The sequence below is a fragment of the Shinella curvata genome (genome assembly GCF_022899935.1).
Classification (GTDB): domain Bacteria; phylum Pseudomonadota; class Alphaproteobacteria; order Rhizobiales; family Rhizobiaceae; genus Shinella; species Shinella curvata.
Genome location: NZ_JALJCJ010000006.1, coordinates 143208 through 158542 on the forward strand (window position 1 = coordinate 143208; position 15335 = coordinate 158542).

The window sequence follows — 15335 nt, forward strand, 5'->3', positions numbered from 1 at the left end:
CTCAATGACCGGGCGGGCCGGGGGGCCCATAGATGATCTGGAATCCCCAGACGAGAAAACCGTAGCCCCCCACGATACCAACGGCAATGATGGGCCAGATGCCGAAAGCCAGGATGAAGAATGTCAGCAATTCGCGGCGCCGACTGGATTTCGGCGCAGGCGACGGGGGATGATCTGCCAAGACGTCGGACAAGGATGATTACCTCCGGCGACAATTCATTGCAGCGATACTAGCATCCATCCCACAGAAAGAAAGAATAATAAACTATACTTTTCTAATCATGATTTGATCTGCGTAATGTCAAATCCGGATATATCGAATAAAATACACCGACATCATGAAGCATCCTCGAAAAGCATCGAAAATTTGAGATAAATAATACGCACGCCAAGAATAATTCAGAAAATGCTGAATAATGACGCAATAAAATAAACACCGACTCGTTAGTCGCGACCACCGTCGGCGAGAGTGGCAAGACCGGCCATGTCCCGCACCAGGAGCTTCTGGCGCCCGCCCTCCACAAGGCCCTGCGATTCCCAGGCGCTCAGGATGCGCGACACGGTGTGCAGCGTCGTGCCGGTCATTTCCGCAATATCCTGGCGGGAAATCGGGAAATCGATACGCACACCCTCGCCTTCCTTGCGACCGGCCTGCTTGGAGAGCCTGAGCACGGCATGCGCCACGCGGCGCTCGACCTCCTGCGTCGACATTTCGCGGATACGCGTGTGCGCCTCTTCCAGCCGCTGACCGATCGTCTGCATAGCTGTGACGGCAAGGCGGGGGTTCTGCTCGACGAAATGCGGCCAGAGATCCGTCGGCCAGCCGAGGATGACGCTTTCCGTCGCGGCTTTCGCGGTGCCCGGATAGTCGGAGCGCTGCAAAGCCTTGGCAAAGCCGAAGAGATCGCCGGGATGCACGACGCGCACGATGATTTGCTGGCCGTCCTCCGTCACCTGCGTCACCTTCAGACGACCGTGCAGCAGGAGGAAGAAGCTCGCCGCCTGCTGGCCCTGCTCGAAGACGGCGTCACCCTGCGGCACGCGGCGCGCGGTCGCGTGGTTCAGCAGCCTGTCGAGATCCTCGTCGCTCATCCTGTCGAACAGGGCGAGCGACCGGACGACGGTCCGGTCAATTTTCACAATCATGTCCCTTTGCGTGCGCCTTCATCGGCGCACCTGGCTTCTATCACGCCTCTCCGCCGACAGAAAGTTCAGAACGCAAGTCCCTTCTCTCTCAGCGTGGCAAGAAGCGGCGCATACCAGCGCGTATCCTTGACCAGCCGGAAACCGACATTGTCGGGTGGAACCCCGACCGCACAGCCGCCGCCCTTCGGGTTGCGCACGAACGAGCTCATCGCCGCCCGGTGCTTGCCGCTCGCGACATAGATGCCGCAGGACGAAACGTCGTTCACCACCCGTCCGGCCTTGTCGAGATTGACCCGCCGGTTACAGGTCGTCGTCCACTCCCAGACGTTGCCGGCGAAATCCGCAAAGCCGTATTCGTTCTCGCCGAAACGGCCGAGCGGCTGCGGTACCGGATCGCGCGACGCCTTGCGCGCCGCCTCGCGGTTATAGTCGGCCAGCCACCGGTCGGCCGGATTGGTGCTGTTGATATCGACACCAAGCGCATCGTCGGGAAACCGCGAGCCCGCGGCAAAGGCAAGGTCCTGATCGCTCGGCAACACCCAGACTTCGCCGGTGCGCGCACTCAGCCAGCCGGCATAGGCGGTGGCATCGTCATAGCTGACGCCGGTCGCCGGTGTCGTGGTGGCATCGTGAGGCGCAAAGCCCGGCTCAGCCGCCGGGCAAGCGCCGTCGGCCACGCAGCGACCATAGTCCGCAGCCGTTACCTGATACTTCATGATGGTGAGCGCACGGCGCATGGTGACGCTCTTCACCGGCCCGTCGACGGCAAAGCCGTTGCGGAAGAATTCGCCGCTGTCGCGATAATCAAAGGTGCGCGGCGCGATCTCCACCGTCAGCGGCTCATCCAGCACGGGGCCGGTAGCGGCCGCTCCGATAAGATCGGCCTTGATGGCGAGCGTGCCCGCAAGTGCCGCCAGCAGCACTATGGGAATCGCAAGCGATGTCAGGGGAATGCCGGGTTTCGATGTCAGCGCAGCCATGACGGCCTCCTCACGCCTCGCCCGGACGATCGTTCGACGTCCGGGAAAGGCGTCGATTGGTATGTGGATTGCAGCCTTGCGATCCGGAAGCGCGCCCGCCCAAGGAGCGGGCGCACCATTGTCGGACAGTATCAGGCACCGCTGGGCGGTGTGACCGAGGTCATCAGGTCGTCGTTCCAGTCCCCGGTGACGGCGAAGTGGCCGGCGGCACCGAGTTCGAAGGCCTCGATGAGGTTGTGGTTCACATAGGCGTAGATGCCGGGCTGCTGGAAGGTGTAGTAGGCCGCGCCGGCCGTGCCGCCCGGAATGAACCAGGTTTCCTGGTCGACATCCGGCGGGTTGTGGAACTTGCCGGTCTGCCAGACATAGTCACCATGGCCACCGATCAGGTGCGGGCGAGTGTCGCGGTTGGCCTGCGAATGCACGACGAGCACCCTGTCGCCCACCTTCGCCTTCAGCGCATTGTCGCCCGTCAGTGCGCCCACGGCGCCATTGAAGACGATGTGGCTCGGGGTGAGGGTCCGCATGACCGCAAGCGTATCGTCGTAGGCTTCGCCGACGCTGGCATATTTCTTGAAGTTGCCCTCGGCATCACGGGGGACATAAAAGTCCTGCTCGCCGACATAGTAGATGTGGTCATAGGTCAGCTCCTTGCCGTGGCCATCGCTCAGGCCTTCGCGCGGCAGCACCATGATAGCGCCGTTCATGCCCGAGGTGACGTGCCACGGCACCATTCCGGGAGGTGCGCAATGGTAGACGAAGACGCCCGCCTTGGTAGCCTTGAAGCGCAGCACGGTGCGCTCGCCGGGATTGACCACCGTCAGCGCACCGCCGCCGAGCGCACCAGTCGCCGCATGGAAGTCGATATTGTGCTGCAGTTCGTTTGTCTCGGGGTTGATCAGCGTCAGCTCGACATAATCGTTCTGGTGCACCACCATCAGCGGGCCGGGAACCGAGCCGTTGAAGGTCATGGCGTGCACTTCCGTGCCCTTGTCGTCGAGGATCATCTTCTTTTCCTCGATCGTCATGGTGAACTCATAGACCTTCGGGCCACCTTCGGCTTTCTGGGTGTGGGCATGCACGAAGGGCGGCTTGACGAGCTCGACCTTGACGCGCTCCAGCTTGGCGATATCGGCCGCAGTCGCTGCGGCGTTCGTTTCAATCGCGCCGCCTTCGGCGCGGGCCATCGACGCCGCAATGATCGGCGTCAGGACGCCGGCAAAAGCGGCACCGCCGAGGATCGTGCGGCGGGTCATCTGAAACTGCTCGGTCATTGAATTTCTCCTTTTCGAAAGGACGGAGCGATGTGTCTATCGCCCGGTCCTCTCTGTTGTAGGAGCATTCGCGCCAACCTCTTTGTGGTGGGACAAACAGGTCTTTCCGGCCGCTGCGGCATTTTGGCAGATGCTGATTTGCTCTTTGCCATCTCGCAAAGAAAACACCCCGCCGAAGCCCTAGAAACAGCTGACGATTGCAAAGGAAAGTGACACCAATGTCGGCAAATCCCCCCGTCAGTCCATCCGTCAGCCGCCCCGTACCGCGTGGGCTTTCCCGCACCGGACCGGTGCTCTTCTCCTATGGGTTCCGGCCGTTCTTTCTCGGCGGCGCGCTCTGGGCCATCGCAGCCATGGGCCTGTGGATCGCCGCGATAACAGGCCATATCACGATTGCCGAAACCTACGGCGCGCCCAACTGGCACGCCCATGAAATGCTGTTCGGCTTCGCCTCCGCCGCGCTCGCCGGCTTCCTGCTGACGGCCGTGCCGAACTGGACGGGGCGTCTGCCGGTATCCGGCTGGCCGCTGGCGGGCCTCTTCGCGCTCTGGTGCGCCGGGCGCATCGCGCTTCTCGCTTCGGATGCGATCGGCGTTGCCGTTGCCGCCACCATCGATGCGCTCTTCCTGCCCGTTCTGCTCGCCATCTGCACGCGAGAGGTGGTGGCCGGGCGCAAGTGGAAGGACCTGAAGGTTCTGGCCGGGCTCGCCGCCCTGTCGCTCGCCAACGCGCTCTATCACGTGGCGGCCATTCACGGCGGCCATCACCATATGGCGATCCGGCTGGCCGTCGCCGCCTATGTCGTGCTGGTCATGATCGTCGGCGGGCGCATCATTCCAAGCTTTACGCGCAACTGGCTCAACAAGTTCGGGCGAACGGATTTTCCGGTGCCCTACAACAACTACGACATGGTCGCGATCCTCGCAGGCGCCGGCGCATTCGGCCTCTGGGCCGTATTGCCCGAGCACCCCGCAACCGCTGCAGCGGCCGCAGTCGCCGCCGTCCTCCATTGCATCCGCCTGCATCGCTGGCGCGGCTGGACGGTGGCGCGGGACCGAATCCTCGTCATCCTGCACATCGTCTATGCCTTCATCCCGCTCGGCCTCGTGGCCCTCAGCCTCAGTGCGCTTGGATATCTCGAAGAACGCTCGGTACTGCATCTGCTCTCGGTCGGCGCCATCGCCTGCATGATGCTGGCGGTCATGACGCGCGCAAGCCTCGGCCATACCGGCCGTGCCTTGGTCGCCTCCAAGATCACGGTGGCCGCCTACACCGCCCTCATCCTCTGTGCGCTGGTGCGTCCGCTTGCGGAAATCCTGCCGGACCTCAGCCCCACCCTCTATGCCGCCTCCGGCCTGCTCTGGATCACCGCCTTCGGCCTCTATTGCCTGGAGTATGCACCGATGCTCGCGCGAAAACGCCGGGCGCCGCTCTGAAACACGAAAGGCCCGGAGGTTTTCTCCGGGCCTTCTTTCATGCGACATCCAGCATCATCTGAGGCGTCCACGGCGGCTCGTAGGTCAGCCGCACCTCGGCATATTCGACGCCCGGCACATACCAGACACAGGCCTGAACTGCCTCCTTCAGGAAATCCGTCGCCGGGCAGAAGCGTGTCGTCGTGGTCATGGTGACATAAACGACACCGCCCTCCTCCACCACGATATCGTAGACCAGGCCGAGATCGACGATGTTCTTACCGATCTCGGGGTCGATGATCATGCGCAGCGCCGTGCGGATCTCCTCCGTCAGCGTGGCCTTGTCCATCTCGTTCATCGCCGTCAAGCCTCCCCGATCCGCACAAGGATGCGGTAAGCCGAGCCCGCCTCATCGAAATTACCGGCCCATTGATGGCCGCGCTTGGTCAGCTCCGGAAAGAGGAACAGCGGTTCGCGCGCCAGCACGGCGAAGAGCACCTCGCCCGGCTCCAGCGCCTCGGCGGCGGCGAGAATGCGCACCATCGGCTCCGGCGGGTCGAGATCGGTGAGGTCGAGATGTTCTGACGGATCCGGCCAGGTTTCGGGGCGGTCGGCATCGACGGAGGTCTCGACGGGTGCAGTCTCCTTCCGCGGCGTGAACAACACCTCCCAGTCACCACCGTCGATCTCGCGCGCTTCATGATCGAAGCCGCGCCCTTCCATTACACGAAACAGCGGTTGCGGGCGAAACGTCGCAAGCAGCGTCAACCCCTGTCCGGGCCGCAGATCCTGCACGGCTTGCATGATCGCCTGGAACGGTTCGCCGCCGCTGCGCAGGATCGGCCGCACGTCGAGCACCTTCGGTGAAATCTCGGACATCATTTATCTCCTTGGAAAGCGGATAGAGGCAGAAAGAGGTGCGGCCGCACCATGCCGGCAGGCGCACGTAGCGCGGCCGGCACGATGGAAAGGCGGCGCGCCCGGATGAATTCGCGGATCAGGCAGAGCGTCACGAAAAGCTGCCCTGCGACGGCCATCCGGAAAAGACCGTTTGTGCCGGCAACAAGGGAGAGCGTCGCGACGACGACGGCGCCGTAGTAGAGCCGGAACAGGATATCCGCATGGCGTTCATTGACGAGATCCTGCACCCGCGGCACGGGTGCGCGGCCCAGGACGGGGCCATAGGCCTCCAGCCAGGTGAGAAAGGCAACGATCTTGTAAAGCTGTGCAAGGCCGAGCCCCGTGAGCCAGCCGAAGACGAAAAGATAGACGACCGCTGCCACGATATCGCCAGTCCTGAGGGCGGGGACGTTGAGAAAGAGGATAGACAGGGCAAACAGGCCAAGCGCCGCGAAACTCGCGCGAATGTTCAGCTCCGCCTGCTTGCGTTTGCGCCCACGATAGATGTTCAGGACATCGGCGCCGTAAAAAAACACAGCCAGCAGCGTGAACAGCAGCGCGGCAGCGAAAAGTAGCTCAGCACCAAAAAATCCGGACAGTACGAAGATCGCCGCCGCCGCAACAAGCCCGACCGCCAGGCTGGCGCCCCACAAGGCGGCGCGGCTGGTCGAACGCTCGACCTCCGGCGCCAGAAGGAACATCGAAAACAGCCGATAGCTGACACCGATCGCCGTCGCACTCAGCCAGCCGCCGAGGCCGAGGGCGGCATGCAGCGCGACGCCATCGGCGACGAGCCGGTCGAGCAATGGACCTTCCGCAAGACCCGATAAAGCGACCGTGAAAGCAGAACCGATGAGCGTCGCGCCAACAAGCGCGGCTAAGCCGGTGGCGACGAAACGGGCGGGTAACGGCAGAGGCCGTGCAGAATAAAGCGTGACGACGAGGATGCCGGCAAACAGGCCGAAACCCGCCAGAAGCATCACGCCGCCGACGGGCAGTAGAACAAACGGTGGGTCCAGTGCCCCGGACAGGGCAACGAACCCACCCAAAAGCAAGCCTAACCCGCCAAGCAGCAGCAAAAGGGCCGGCACGGCGAAACGCCCGCCGATGACAGGCCGGGCGATGAGCACCGGCACGAATTGCAGCAGCGCCCCGGCCATCAGCAGGCTCAGCCAGCCGATGGCGACGAGATGAACGACGACAAGCGTCTCCGGCGCGCCGCGATCGGCGAAGGGATAGCCGTAACCGGCGACCATCAAACCTTGCGCCGCAACGAGCATGAGGCAGGCGGCGGCGAAGTAGGACATGGTCCAGCGGGAGAGGGTTGCGCCCGGCATGTCGGTTTCCTTCGCCGCGTCCGGTTCAGTGCTCGGAACCGCAGCAGCAATCGCAGCTGCCGCCGTCTTCCAGCCGGTCGATCTCGACGCGCCAGACTTCCGGACCCTGCTCGAGATAATCCCAGCCGAACTGGCCGGGGAAATTGGTCTCGAGCTGATAGTGCAGCGGCCGCGGATCGTGATCGCTGGTGATCAGCATGGATTTGCCAGGCATCAGGGCGCCGAGCATGCCGAAAATGCGCGGATGGCGTTCGCGCGGCGGAATGGTGCGCACATCGATCAGGGGCTTGTCCAGGGTCTCAGACATGGTTTGATGTTTCCGTCCCGGCCGTTCCGATACCGTTCCGGAAGGGCACGGCCCGACCCGACCGGAACCACCTGACGCTAACCTCGCGCGCCGCCGGGCACTTTGACCCTGCGCAAACAATTGACGATTTTCAGGACTCCTGCCGCGCTGCTTGGCTTTTCGCAAAGAAGGGGGTGTCTGCCGCTCCTACCCTTTCCGCAATCGAAACACGGAAAGGAATGCGCCATGCAACAGGCCCTGATCGAGAAATACGGCGAGGCGCGGCTGCCGCGCTATACGAGCTATCCGACGGCGCCCGCCTTCGCCCCGGTCGTTGGCGCCGGCACCTATGGCGACTGGCTTTCCGGCATCAAGCCGGGCACCGAAGCCTCGCTCTATCTGCACATCCCCTTCTGTCGCTCCATGTGCTGGTATTGCGGCTGCCACACCACGATCACCCAGAAGGACGCGCCGATCCTCGACTATCTCGACATGCTGCGACAGGAGATCGGCCTCGTCTCGGACCGGGTGGAAAACCGCATCAGGGTCCGGCACATCCATTTCGGCGGCGGCACGCCGACGATCATGCAGCCGGAGGAGTTCCGCGATCTCATTGGTCTTCTGCGCGCCCGCTTCGGCCTCGTCGCCGGCGCAGAGATCGCGGTGGAGATCGATCCGCGCACGCTGACGGCGGAGATGGCGGCAGCGCTCGGCGAAGCGGGCGTCACCCGCGCCAGCCTCGGCGTGCAGAGTTTCGATCCCGTCGTGCAGAAGGCGATCAACCGCATGCAGAGCGAGGCGCAGACCGCCGAGGCTGTGACCCGGCTGCGCGCGGCCGGCGTCGGCGGCATCAATTTCGACCTCATCTACGGCCTGCCGCACCAGACGGTACAATCCTGCATCGACACGGCAATGGCGGCGGTCGCCATGCGGCCGGAACGGTTCGCGGTGTTCGGCTACGCCCACATCCCCTCATTTAAGAAGCACCAGCGGCTGATCGACGAACGCGCGCTGCCGGATGCCGCCACACGTGCCGCGCAGGCGGAGGCGATTGCCGAAACGCTCGTTGCCGCCGGCTATGTGCGCATCGGCCTCGACCATTATGCGCTGCCGGGCGATGATCTCGCGATCGCCGCAAGACGCGGCCGGCTGCGCCGCAATTTCCAGGGCTATACGACGGATGCCTGCGAGACGCTGATCGGCTTCGGCGCCTCGTCCATCGGGCGCACGCCGAATGGTTATGTCCAGAACGAGGTGCCGCCCGGCCTCTATGCCCAGCGCATCGCCTCGGGTCGGCTGGCCACCGTCAAGGGTTACCGCCTCACCGCCGAGGATCGGCTGCGCGCCGAGATCATCGAACGACTGATGTGCGACTTCCGCGCCGATATCACCACCATCGCCGCCCGTCACGGTTTCGATGCAGCCCCCCTGCTCGACGGCAATGCGCGGCTGGCAGCGCTCGCCGAAGACGGTGCGGTCGATATCCGCGGTGGTACAGTAAAGGTGCGGCAGGATCATCGTTTCATCATCCGCGCCGTCGCCGCCGCCTTCGACGCGTATATCGACCAGTCGGCCCGCACCCACAGCAAGGCCGCCTGAAACCAATTATCCAAAATATGCAAAAGGCCCGGCGTGGTGCGGCACGCCGGGCCTTTCTCGCAGATCCCGTGTCCTCTATCCCACGAGACCGCGATAGATCGCCGGCAGCGCCGCAGGCAGCCGGGCGATATTGCTGACGATGGCGTAGCCGTTGCGGCCGAAGATCGCCGGCACATAGGCCTGCGCCTCTCGGTCCACCGTCACCCCGAAGACGCTGAGGCCGGTCCGCCGGGCCTCATTGACGGCGCGGCGACTGTCCTCCAGCGCGAAACGCCCCTCGTAATGATCGACGTCGTTCGGCTTGCCGTCCGTCAGGATCAGCAGCAGCTTGCGCCGGTTCGGCTGCTCCCGCAGCTTCGCCGCCGCATGGCGGATCGCCGGGCCGATGCGGGTGTAGAAACCCGGCTTCAGCGCCGCGATGCGCGCCTCGACGCCATGGCCCATCGGCTCGCCGAAATCCTTGACCGTCTCGACGCGCACCCAGGAGCGGCGGCGCGAGGTGAAGGTGAGAATGGAATGGCTGTCACCGCAGGCCGCGAGGCCATGGGAAAGCACCAGCAGCGCCTCCTTCTCCACGTCGAGCACCCGGCGATTGTCGAACCAGGCATCGGTGGAGAGCGAGACGTCCACCAGGATGGTGACGGCGAGGTCATGCGCCTGCGGCCGGCTCATCAGGTGGATACGGTCGCTGCCCTGCCCGCCGGCGGCGAGATCGCTGCGCGCCCTGACCACCGCATCGAGATCCAGTTCGGCGCCGTCGAGTTGTGCGCGCAACATTTCATGGCGCGGCCGCAGCACCTCGAACTGCCGGCGCACGCGGCGGATGAGGCTTTTCGTATCGGGATCGGTTTCCAGCACCACGGCCGTATCCGGTGCGGGCGCGGCCAGCACGCGGCAATGGTCCGGCAGATAGGTGGCCGTGCAATAATCCCATTCGGGATAGGTGAACTCGCCCGTCAGCCGCGTGCGGTCGAGCGCTTCCGGCGGCAGGTCGAGATCGAAGCGGAAGCGCGCGGCGGGACGGCCCTTGCGCTCGCCGAGCGTCATGTCGTCGAGCTCGTCGGCGGCCGAGGAATCGTGGTCGTCGCTGTCGTCGCCGGGGCGGTCTACATTGACCATCTCGGCCATCGCCAAAATCTTCTCGAAGCGGTTGAGGATGAACGGGCTGCGCTCGGTCTTGCGGTTCTCCGCCTTCTCGCGCAGCGCCACATGGCGCTCCGTCTCCGGCGCGTCGGGGTTTGCCCCGGTGGCCGGCTGGTCTTCCTCACCGCGCCCCTCGCCCTCCTCGCGCCACAGCGCATCCGGCCAGAGCGGTACCGGCAGCATCGGCAGATAGCCGGCCGGGGCGCGATGCGGGAAAATCACCGGCAGCGTCTCGTCGGCAAGCCCGGCACCCCTGCGCAGCAGGCTGAGAATACGGTTCTCGACATGGCGCTCGACGGAGGGAAGCGGGCGGGGCTGGCGCGCTGCCAGCATGGCGGACGAAAGCCGATAGTAGCGTCTTGCGAGACCGGGAAAGGCCGCGAGCACCGCTTGCGTCGTCGCTTCCGCGCGCCGGAGTATCGCGAGATCACGCAGCAGCGGGTCGCTCTCGGCAACCGGCTCCAGCGGCATCAGGGCCATGGCGGCGGCGAGCCAGACATAGAGATCGCGGTTGAGCGCACGCTCCGGGAAAAGATCGATCACGCCTGGCAGCATGACGGTCGCATGGTCGCGGCCGGGCTGCACCAGCTTCTCCTCGCCGAGCCCCATGCGCTGACGCAGCCGCAGGCGATGGGTCGAGGTGCGCCCGCGCGCCGGCGCGATCTGCACCGCGCCCTCCCCGCCGAATCCGCGAAAGCAGACCGCGAGCACCGGGCGGATATCCTCCAGCCGCACCGCCTGGTCCAGGTGGCGCGGCCAGCTGCCGGTATTGCCGACCAGCCGGTGCCAGGCGCGGCCGACGGTTTCCTCAAGCTCCAGGAAATCCAGCATGGCGCGGCCTCACCGGATCATCGCATCGGCGATTTCGAGAAGGGCGGCGCGCACGTCCGGTTCGTCGGTCAACGGCTCGATCATCGCGGCGCGCACGGCCTCGCGCACGCTCATGCCGCTGTCGATGAGGCAGGCACAATAGACGAGCAGGCGCGTCGAGACACCCTCTTCGAGGTCGTGCCCCTTCAGCGCGCGCAGCCGATGCGCCAGCGCGACGAGCGGCGCGACGCGCGCCTCGTCCAGGCCGCTTTCCGTGGCGACGACGGCGATCTCGGCGGCCTTCGGCAGGAAATCGAACTCGATGGCGACGAAGCGCTGACGGGTGGAGGGTTTCAGCGCCTTCAAGAGGTTCTGATAGCCAGGATTGTAGGAGACGACGAGCATGAAGCCGGCCGGCGCTTCCAGCACCTCGCCGGTGCGCTCCAGCGGCAGGATGCGCCGGTCGTCGGTGAGCGGATGCAGCACGACAGCCACGTCCTTGCGGGCCTCCACGATCTCATCGAGATAACACACGCCGCCCTCGCGCACCGCGCGCGTCAGCGGGCCATCAACCCAGACCGTATCGCCGCCCTTCAGGAGGTATCGGCCGGTGAGGTCGGCGGCGGAGAGATCGTCATGGCAGGAAACGGTCGAGAGCGGCAGGTTGAGTTTTGCCGCCACGTGGCTGACGAAGCGGGTCTTGCCGCAGCCGGTCGGGCCTTTCAGGAGCAGCGGAAGCTGGCGCACCCAGGCCTTCTCGAACAGCTCGCATTCGTTGCCGGAAGGGCTGTAGGCGGGGATGTCAGCATGGGCGGCCTTGAGCATCACGTTCATTGTGGTCTCCAAATCCATAGAGGAAGAAAAAGGTGCCGGCCCCGTGGGATGACGGGGCCGGCCGGCACTCACTCGGCGGGTTGGACCATCCGGGTAAGGCTGTCGGTACGCTCACGGCCGGGCACCAGCACGGCCCAGATGAACATCAGCGCCGAGACGAGCACGACCACGCCCGAGCCGAGACGGACCCAGTAGAACAGCGCCAACTGGTCCTGCACGTCCATGAAGCTTTCGCCGAGCACGCGCTGGAGATGGATCTGGACCACACCCGCGAAGGTGAGCGCGAAGGTCATGACCGACATGGCGGTGCACATGATCCAGAAGCTGACGATCGAGAGCCACTGGTTGTAGGGCTGGCGGCCGCGGATCTCCGGGATGGCATAGGCCATCATGGCGAGGTTCAGCATCACATAGGCGCCGAAGAAGGCGAGGTGTCCGTGCGCCGCCGTCATCTGCGTGCCGTGGCTGTAATAGTTCACCGACGACAGCGTGTGCAGGAAGCCCCAGACACCGGCGCCGAAGAAGGCCATGACCGAGCAGCCGATCGACCACAGAAGTGCTGCCTTGTTCGGATGGTTGCGGCCGGCCTTCCAGGTCATCACGAAGGTGAAGATGACCATGGTGAAGAACGGTGCCACTTCCAAAGTCGAGAACAGCGAGCCGATCCACTGCCAGTAGCCCGGCGCGCCGATCCAGTAATAGTGGTGGCCCGTGCCGAGAATGCCCGAGAACAGAGCCAGGCCGACGATGACATAGAGCCACTTCTCCACAACCTCGCGGTCGATGCCATTGAGCTTGATCATCAGGAAGGCGAGCACGGAGGCCATGATCAGCTCCCAGACGCCCTCGACCCAGAGGTGGATGACGTACCACCAGTACATCTTGTCGAGCGCCAGGTTGATCGGGTTGTAGAAGGCGAAGAGGAAGAACAGCGCCAACCCCCAGAGACCGAAGAGCAGGATATTGATGACCGTGGTCTTGCGACCCTTCAGCGCCGTCATGGTGATGTTGAACAGGAACATCAGCACGACCACGACGATCCCCACCTTTGCAATGAAGGTCTGCTCGAGGAACTCGCGGCCTTCATGGATGCGGAACATGTAGCCGACAACCGTGAGGCCCGCCGCGACGAAGAACATCCAGAACTGCGCGACCGCGAGTTTCGGGCTGTAAAGCTCCGTCTCGGTCTCCTCGGGGATCATGTAATAGGTGGCGCCCATGAAGCCCATGAGCAGCCATACGACGAGCGCATTGGTGTGGATCATGCGCACGATGTTGAAGGGCAGGAGTTCGGACAGGGTGTTGGGCAGCACATAGATCGTGCCGGCCACGACGCCGAACAGCACCTGGGCGAGAAACAGGCCGAGCGCGCCGTAAAAATACAGCATCGCGACCTTTTGCGTTTGATATTTCATGTTGTCTCTCCTTAACCGGCGTCGTTCGGCGGCCAGTTCTGGGTCTTGATCTTGCTCGTCCATTCGAGGAAGTCGGCGAGATCGTTGACCTCCTGTTCGGTGAGATTGAACTGCGGCATCTGCCGCCGGCCTTCCGCGCCGCTCGGCTGGGCGGCCATCCAGGCTTTCAGCGCCTCGCGGGCACCTTCCGGGTCTTCCGCGCCACCATAGCGCTTCCACACATTGCCGAGTTCGGGCGCGAAATAGGCACCCTCGCCGAGCAGCGTGTGGCAGTTGATACAGGCGTTCTTTTCCCAGACGTGTTTGCCGCGCGCGACGCTGTCGGTCAGCGTGGTCTCGTCGGTGGAGACCGTGCGCATGTAGTAATGCGAATGGGCGGTCAGCCCCACGAAGATCGTGAAGAAGAAGATGGACCCGCCATAGAAGACGTTGCGGGCCCCGGTCTTGGTTAGGCGCTCTGCCATCCCCTGGTCCTTTCCTTGGCCAGAACCCCTCGGGCACCGGCGTCAAACCCCGCGAAACTGGGTGCCGGCGATCCCCTCGCCGACGATGCGGGACGCTTCCGTTCTAGCGCCGCGGGAAAAGGCTTCTTTGCGCGCAGGCAAAGATCCGCGCGGTTCGTCAGCCGATGAGCGAAACGGTGACGGCGCGCATGAGCGCCAGCGACAGGAGAACCGCCGGCCAGGCAAGCAGCGCGGACTTCAGGATGCTCCGGCTTGCGCGCAGTTCCATGAAATCGAGCACGATGAAGCGACCCTTGGCATAGGCCATGACAAGCACGGCGGTGATCGGCACCAGCAATCCGCCTGAAAGGCCGCCGACAAAAGCGCCGCCAGCGGCGAGCGTCAGCAGCATGGCGAGGGTGGCGAAAAACTGTTCGCGGGCCTGTCGGTTCATCGGGAAATCCTCAGGTAAGATAGACGATGGGGAACATGACGAGCCAGACGAGATCGATCGCGTGCCACAGTGTAGCGATCATCACGACATTGCCGCGCGAAGGCCTCCAGGCGACGAGAAGCAAGATCGCCGCGCCGAAGACGACATGCAGCAAATGGAAGCCCGTCACGATGAAATAGAGTTCGGCGAGCGTGCCGAGGCCACCGATGCCGGAGCGGATCTCCAGCGTGTATTCGAAAGCCTTCACAGCCGCGAAGGCGAGACCGAAGAGTGCCGCCAGTAACAGTGGGCGGCAGACGGCCCTACCTTCGCCGCCGAGCCGGACGGCCAGTGCGGCCTGCCAGCCGCTCAGCACGAGGATGATCGTGTTGGCCGCAGCGAGACCCGGATGAAGATGACTGCGGAACAGCGCCGCACCGTCCGGGTTCAGCATCATCATGATCATGAAGGCAATGAGCAGCACACCGAAGGCGGCAAGCTCGCTCCAGACCAGAATCCACAACAGCAGGCTGTCGCCCTCGCCGCCCTGTGCCTTCGTCCCCGCCATGCTGAAATCATCCGTCGTCGCCATGGCCTTTTCTAGCCGGTCGTGCCGCTGCCTTCTTTGCGCCGGCACAAAGATCGGCGCGCGCGGACACGGCAGGATGGCAACAAAGGAAAGGATACTCTCATGACCGACGCGCAGATCGGCCTTGTCGTCGCGGCCCCCGTCATTATCGGCTTCGCCCTGATGCTCTACCGCATGGGCGTGCTTCAGGGCGCCGGCACACTCTCGGCCGTCGGCGCCTCTCTCGTCATCGCCGCCGTGCTGTTCTTCGGGCAGTAGGAGAACGCATGAGCGAACAAACCCTCGCCGCCTCCGATATCGGCCAACTGGAAGCGCTGCACGGCCGCCTGCTCGATCTTTGCCTGCGTCTCGAAGAGGCTGCGAGCGACCTCGATATTGCCGGAGACCTGGCAGACCTCGCCGACGCCATGCCGCCTCTCCTGGAATCCGTGCACGATCTTGAGGAGCGCCTGCTCTTTCCTGATTTCGACCGCCATGCCGGCTCCTGCTTCGCCGCCCTCGCCATAGAGCGCCTCAAGGCCGAACACCGCTGCGACCGGCTTGCGGCGGAAGAGTTGTCCCTCACCCTCAAGGCCGTCGCGGACGGCCAGTGCGGGCTTTCGCCCGACACGATCTCCCGTATGCTTGGCGGCTTTCAGGAAAGCCTGCGCCGCCACGTCTTCTCCGAGAAGATTGTTCTCGAAAGCCTGCTGGCGGCCAAGGCGGAAGCGCGCGATATCTTCGGCTGAAAT

Annotated in this window: 18 protein-coding genes; 4 read left to right on the forward strand and 14 right to left on the reverse strand. The window is 64.2% G+C overall.

What is annotated here, in order from left to right; translation table 11 throughout:
* Position 1: 1 nt before the first annotated feature.
* The 4 genes from napE to nirK all read right to left on the reverse strand — a co-directional run bounded on the left by napE (position 2) and on the right by nirK (position 3400).
* Positions 2-181 (reverse strand): periplasmic nitrate reductase, NapE protein, encoded by a 180-nt coding sequence (gene napE, locus MUU55_RS21475; RefSeq protein WP_425314218.1) that lies wholly within the window; start codon positions 179-181, stop codon positions 2-4.
* Positions 182-444: 263 nt separating this feature from the next.
* The gene (locus tag MUU55_RS21480) at positions 445-1140 is read right to left on the reverse strand and encodes a Crp/Fnr family transcriptional regulator (RefSeq protein ID WP_244763132.1); all 696 of its coding nucleotides are present in this window, start codon (positions 1138-1140) and stop codon (positions 445-447) included.
* Positions 1141-1211: 71 nt separating this feature from the next.
* Complete coding sequence (locus MUU55_RS21485) at positions 1212-2126, reverse strand: SUMF1/EgtB/PvdO family nonheme iron enzyme (protein WP_244762824.1); 915 nt, start codon at positions 2124-2126, stop codon at positions 1212-1214.
* Between the two features lie 131 nt (positions 2127-2257).
* Positions 2258-3400 carry a copper-containing nitrite reductase gene (gene nirK / locus MUU55_RS21490; RefSeq protein ID WP_244762825.1) on the reverse strand — a complete coding sequence of 381 codons (1143 nt, stop codon included), beginning with the start codon at positions 3398-3400 and terminating at the stop codon, positions 2258-2260.
* Between the two features lie 218 nt (positions 3401-3618).
* Between nirK and MUU55_RS21495 the strand changes: the two genes are divergently transcribed.
* Positions 3619-4836, forward strand: a complete 1218-nt coding sequence (locus MUU55_RS21495) for an NnrS family protein (RefSeq protein WP_244762826.1) — start codon at positions 3619-3621, stop codon at positions 4834-4836.
* 37 nt (positions 4837-4873) lie between these two features.
* Here the strand turns inward: MUU55_RS21495 and MUU55_RS21500 are convergent, their stop codons facing one another.
* The 4 genes from MUU55_RS21500 to MUU55_RS21515 are packed head-to-tail and all read right to left on the reverse strand — an operon-like array spanning position 4874 to position 7359.
* The gene (locus MUU55_RS21500) at positions 4874-5173 is read right to left on the reverse strand and encodes a metal-sulfur cluster assembly factor (protein ID WP_244762827.1); all 300 of its coding nucleotides are present in this window, start codon (positions 5171-5173) and stop codon (positions 4874-4876) included.
* A 5-nt stretch (positions 5174-5178) separates the two neighbouring features.
* Entirely contained in the window at positions 5179-5694 is a 516-nt protein-coding gene (locus tag MUU55_RS21505; RefSeq protein WP_244762828.1) for a DUF2249 domain-containing protein, read from the reverse strand.
* Positions 5694-7052 (reverse strand): hypothetical protein, encoded by a 1359-nt coding sequence (locus tag MUU55_RS21510; protein WP_244762829.1) that lies wholly within the window; start codon positions 7050-7052, stop codon positions 5694-5696. The genes MUU55_RS21505 and MUU55_RS21510 overlap by 1 nt, the downstream gene beginning before the upstream one ends.
* Before the next feature lie 25 nt (positions 7053-7077).
* Complete coding sequence (locus MUU55_RS21515; protein WP_244762830.1) at positions 7078-7359, reverse strand: DUF2249 domain-containing protein; 282 nt, start codon at positions 7357-7359, stop codon at positions 7078-7080.
* 225 nt (positions 7360-7584) lie between these two features.
* On the opposite strand from MUU55_RS21515, the gene hemN reads away from it, so the two are divergent.
* Positions 7585-8937 (forward strand): oxygen-independent coproporphyrinogen III oxidase, encoded by a 1353-nt coding sequence (gene hemN, locus MUU55_RS21520; RefSeq protein WP_244762831.1) that lies wholly within the window; start codon positions 7585-7587, stop codon positions 8935-8937.
* Between the two features lie 75 nt (positions 8938-9012).
* On the opposite strand, the gene MUU55_RS21525 is transcribed toward hemN, so the two are convergent.
* The 6 genes from MUU55_RS21525 to MUU55_RS21550 form a co-directional block, all read right to left on the reverse strand.
* Positions 9013-10911, reverse strand: coding sequence for a nitric oxide reductase activation protein NorD (locus tag MUU55_RS21525; RefSeq protein ID WP_244762832.1), 1899 nt, complete (start codon positions 10909-10911; stop codon positions 9013-9015).
* A 9-nt stretch (positions 10912-10920) separates the two neighbouring features.
* Positions 10921-11724, reverse strand: a complete 804-nt coding sequence (locus tag MUU55_RS21530) for a CbbQ/NirQ/NorQ/GpvN family protein (RefSeq protein ID WP_244762833.1) — start codon at positions 11722-11724, stop codon at positions 10921-10923.
* Between the two features lie 68 nt (positions 11725-11792).
* A complete protein-coding gene (locus MUU55_RS21535) occupies positions 11793-13139 on the reverse strand; it encodes a nitric-oxide reductase large subunit (RefSeq protein WP_244762834.1) in 1347 nt (448 codons plus the stop codon).
* Positions 13140-13150: 11 nt separating this feature from the next.
* Complete coding sequence (locus MUU55_RS21540; protein ID WP_244762835.1) at positions 13151-13603, reverse strand: c-type cytochrome; 453 nt, start codon at positions 13601-13603, stop codon at positions 13151-13153.
* A gap of 157 nt (positions 13604-13760) precedes the next feature.
* Entirely contained in the window at positions 13761-14036 is a 276-nt protein-coding gene (locus MUU55_RS21545; protein ID WP_244762836.1) for a cytochrome C oxidase subunit IV family protein, read from the reverse strand.
* Positions 14037-14046: 10 nt separating this feature from the next.
* Positions 14047-14607 (reverse strand): cytochrome c oxidase subunit 3, encoded by a 561-nt coding sequence (locus tag MUU55_RS21550; RefSeq protein ID WP_244762837.1) that lies wholly within the window; start codon positions 14605-14607, stop codon positions 14047-14049.
* Positions 14608-14706: 99 nt separating this feature from the next.
* Here MUU55_RS21550 and MUU55_RS21555 point away from each other — a divergent pair, with 99 nt between their 5' ends.
* Positions 14707-14862 (forward strand): hypothetical protein, encoded by a 156-nt coding sequence (locus MUU55_RS21555; protein WP_244762838.1) that lies wholly within the window; start codon positions 14707-14709, stop codon positions 14860-14862.
* Positions 14863-14870: 8 nt separating this feature from the next.
* Positions 14871-15332 (forward strand): hemerythrin domain-containing protein, encoded by a 462-nt coding sequence (locus tag MUU55_RS21560; RefSeq protein WP_244762839.1) that lies wholly within the window; start codon positions 14871-14873, stop codon positions 15330-15332.
* The last annotated feature ends 3 nt before the right edge of the window (positions 15333-15335 follow it).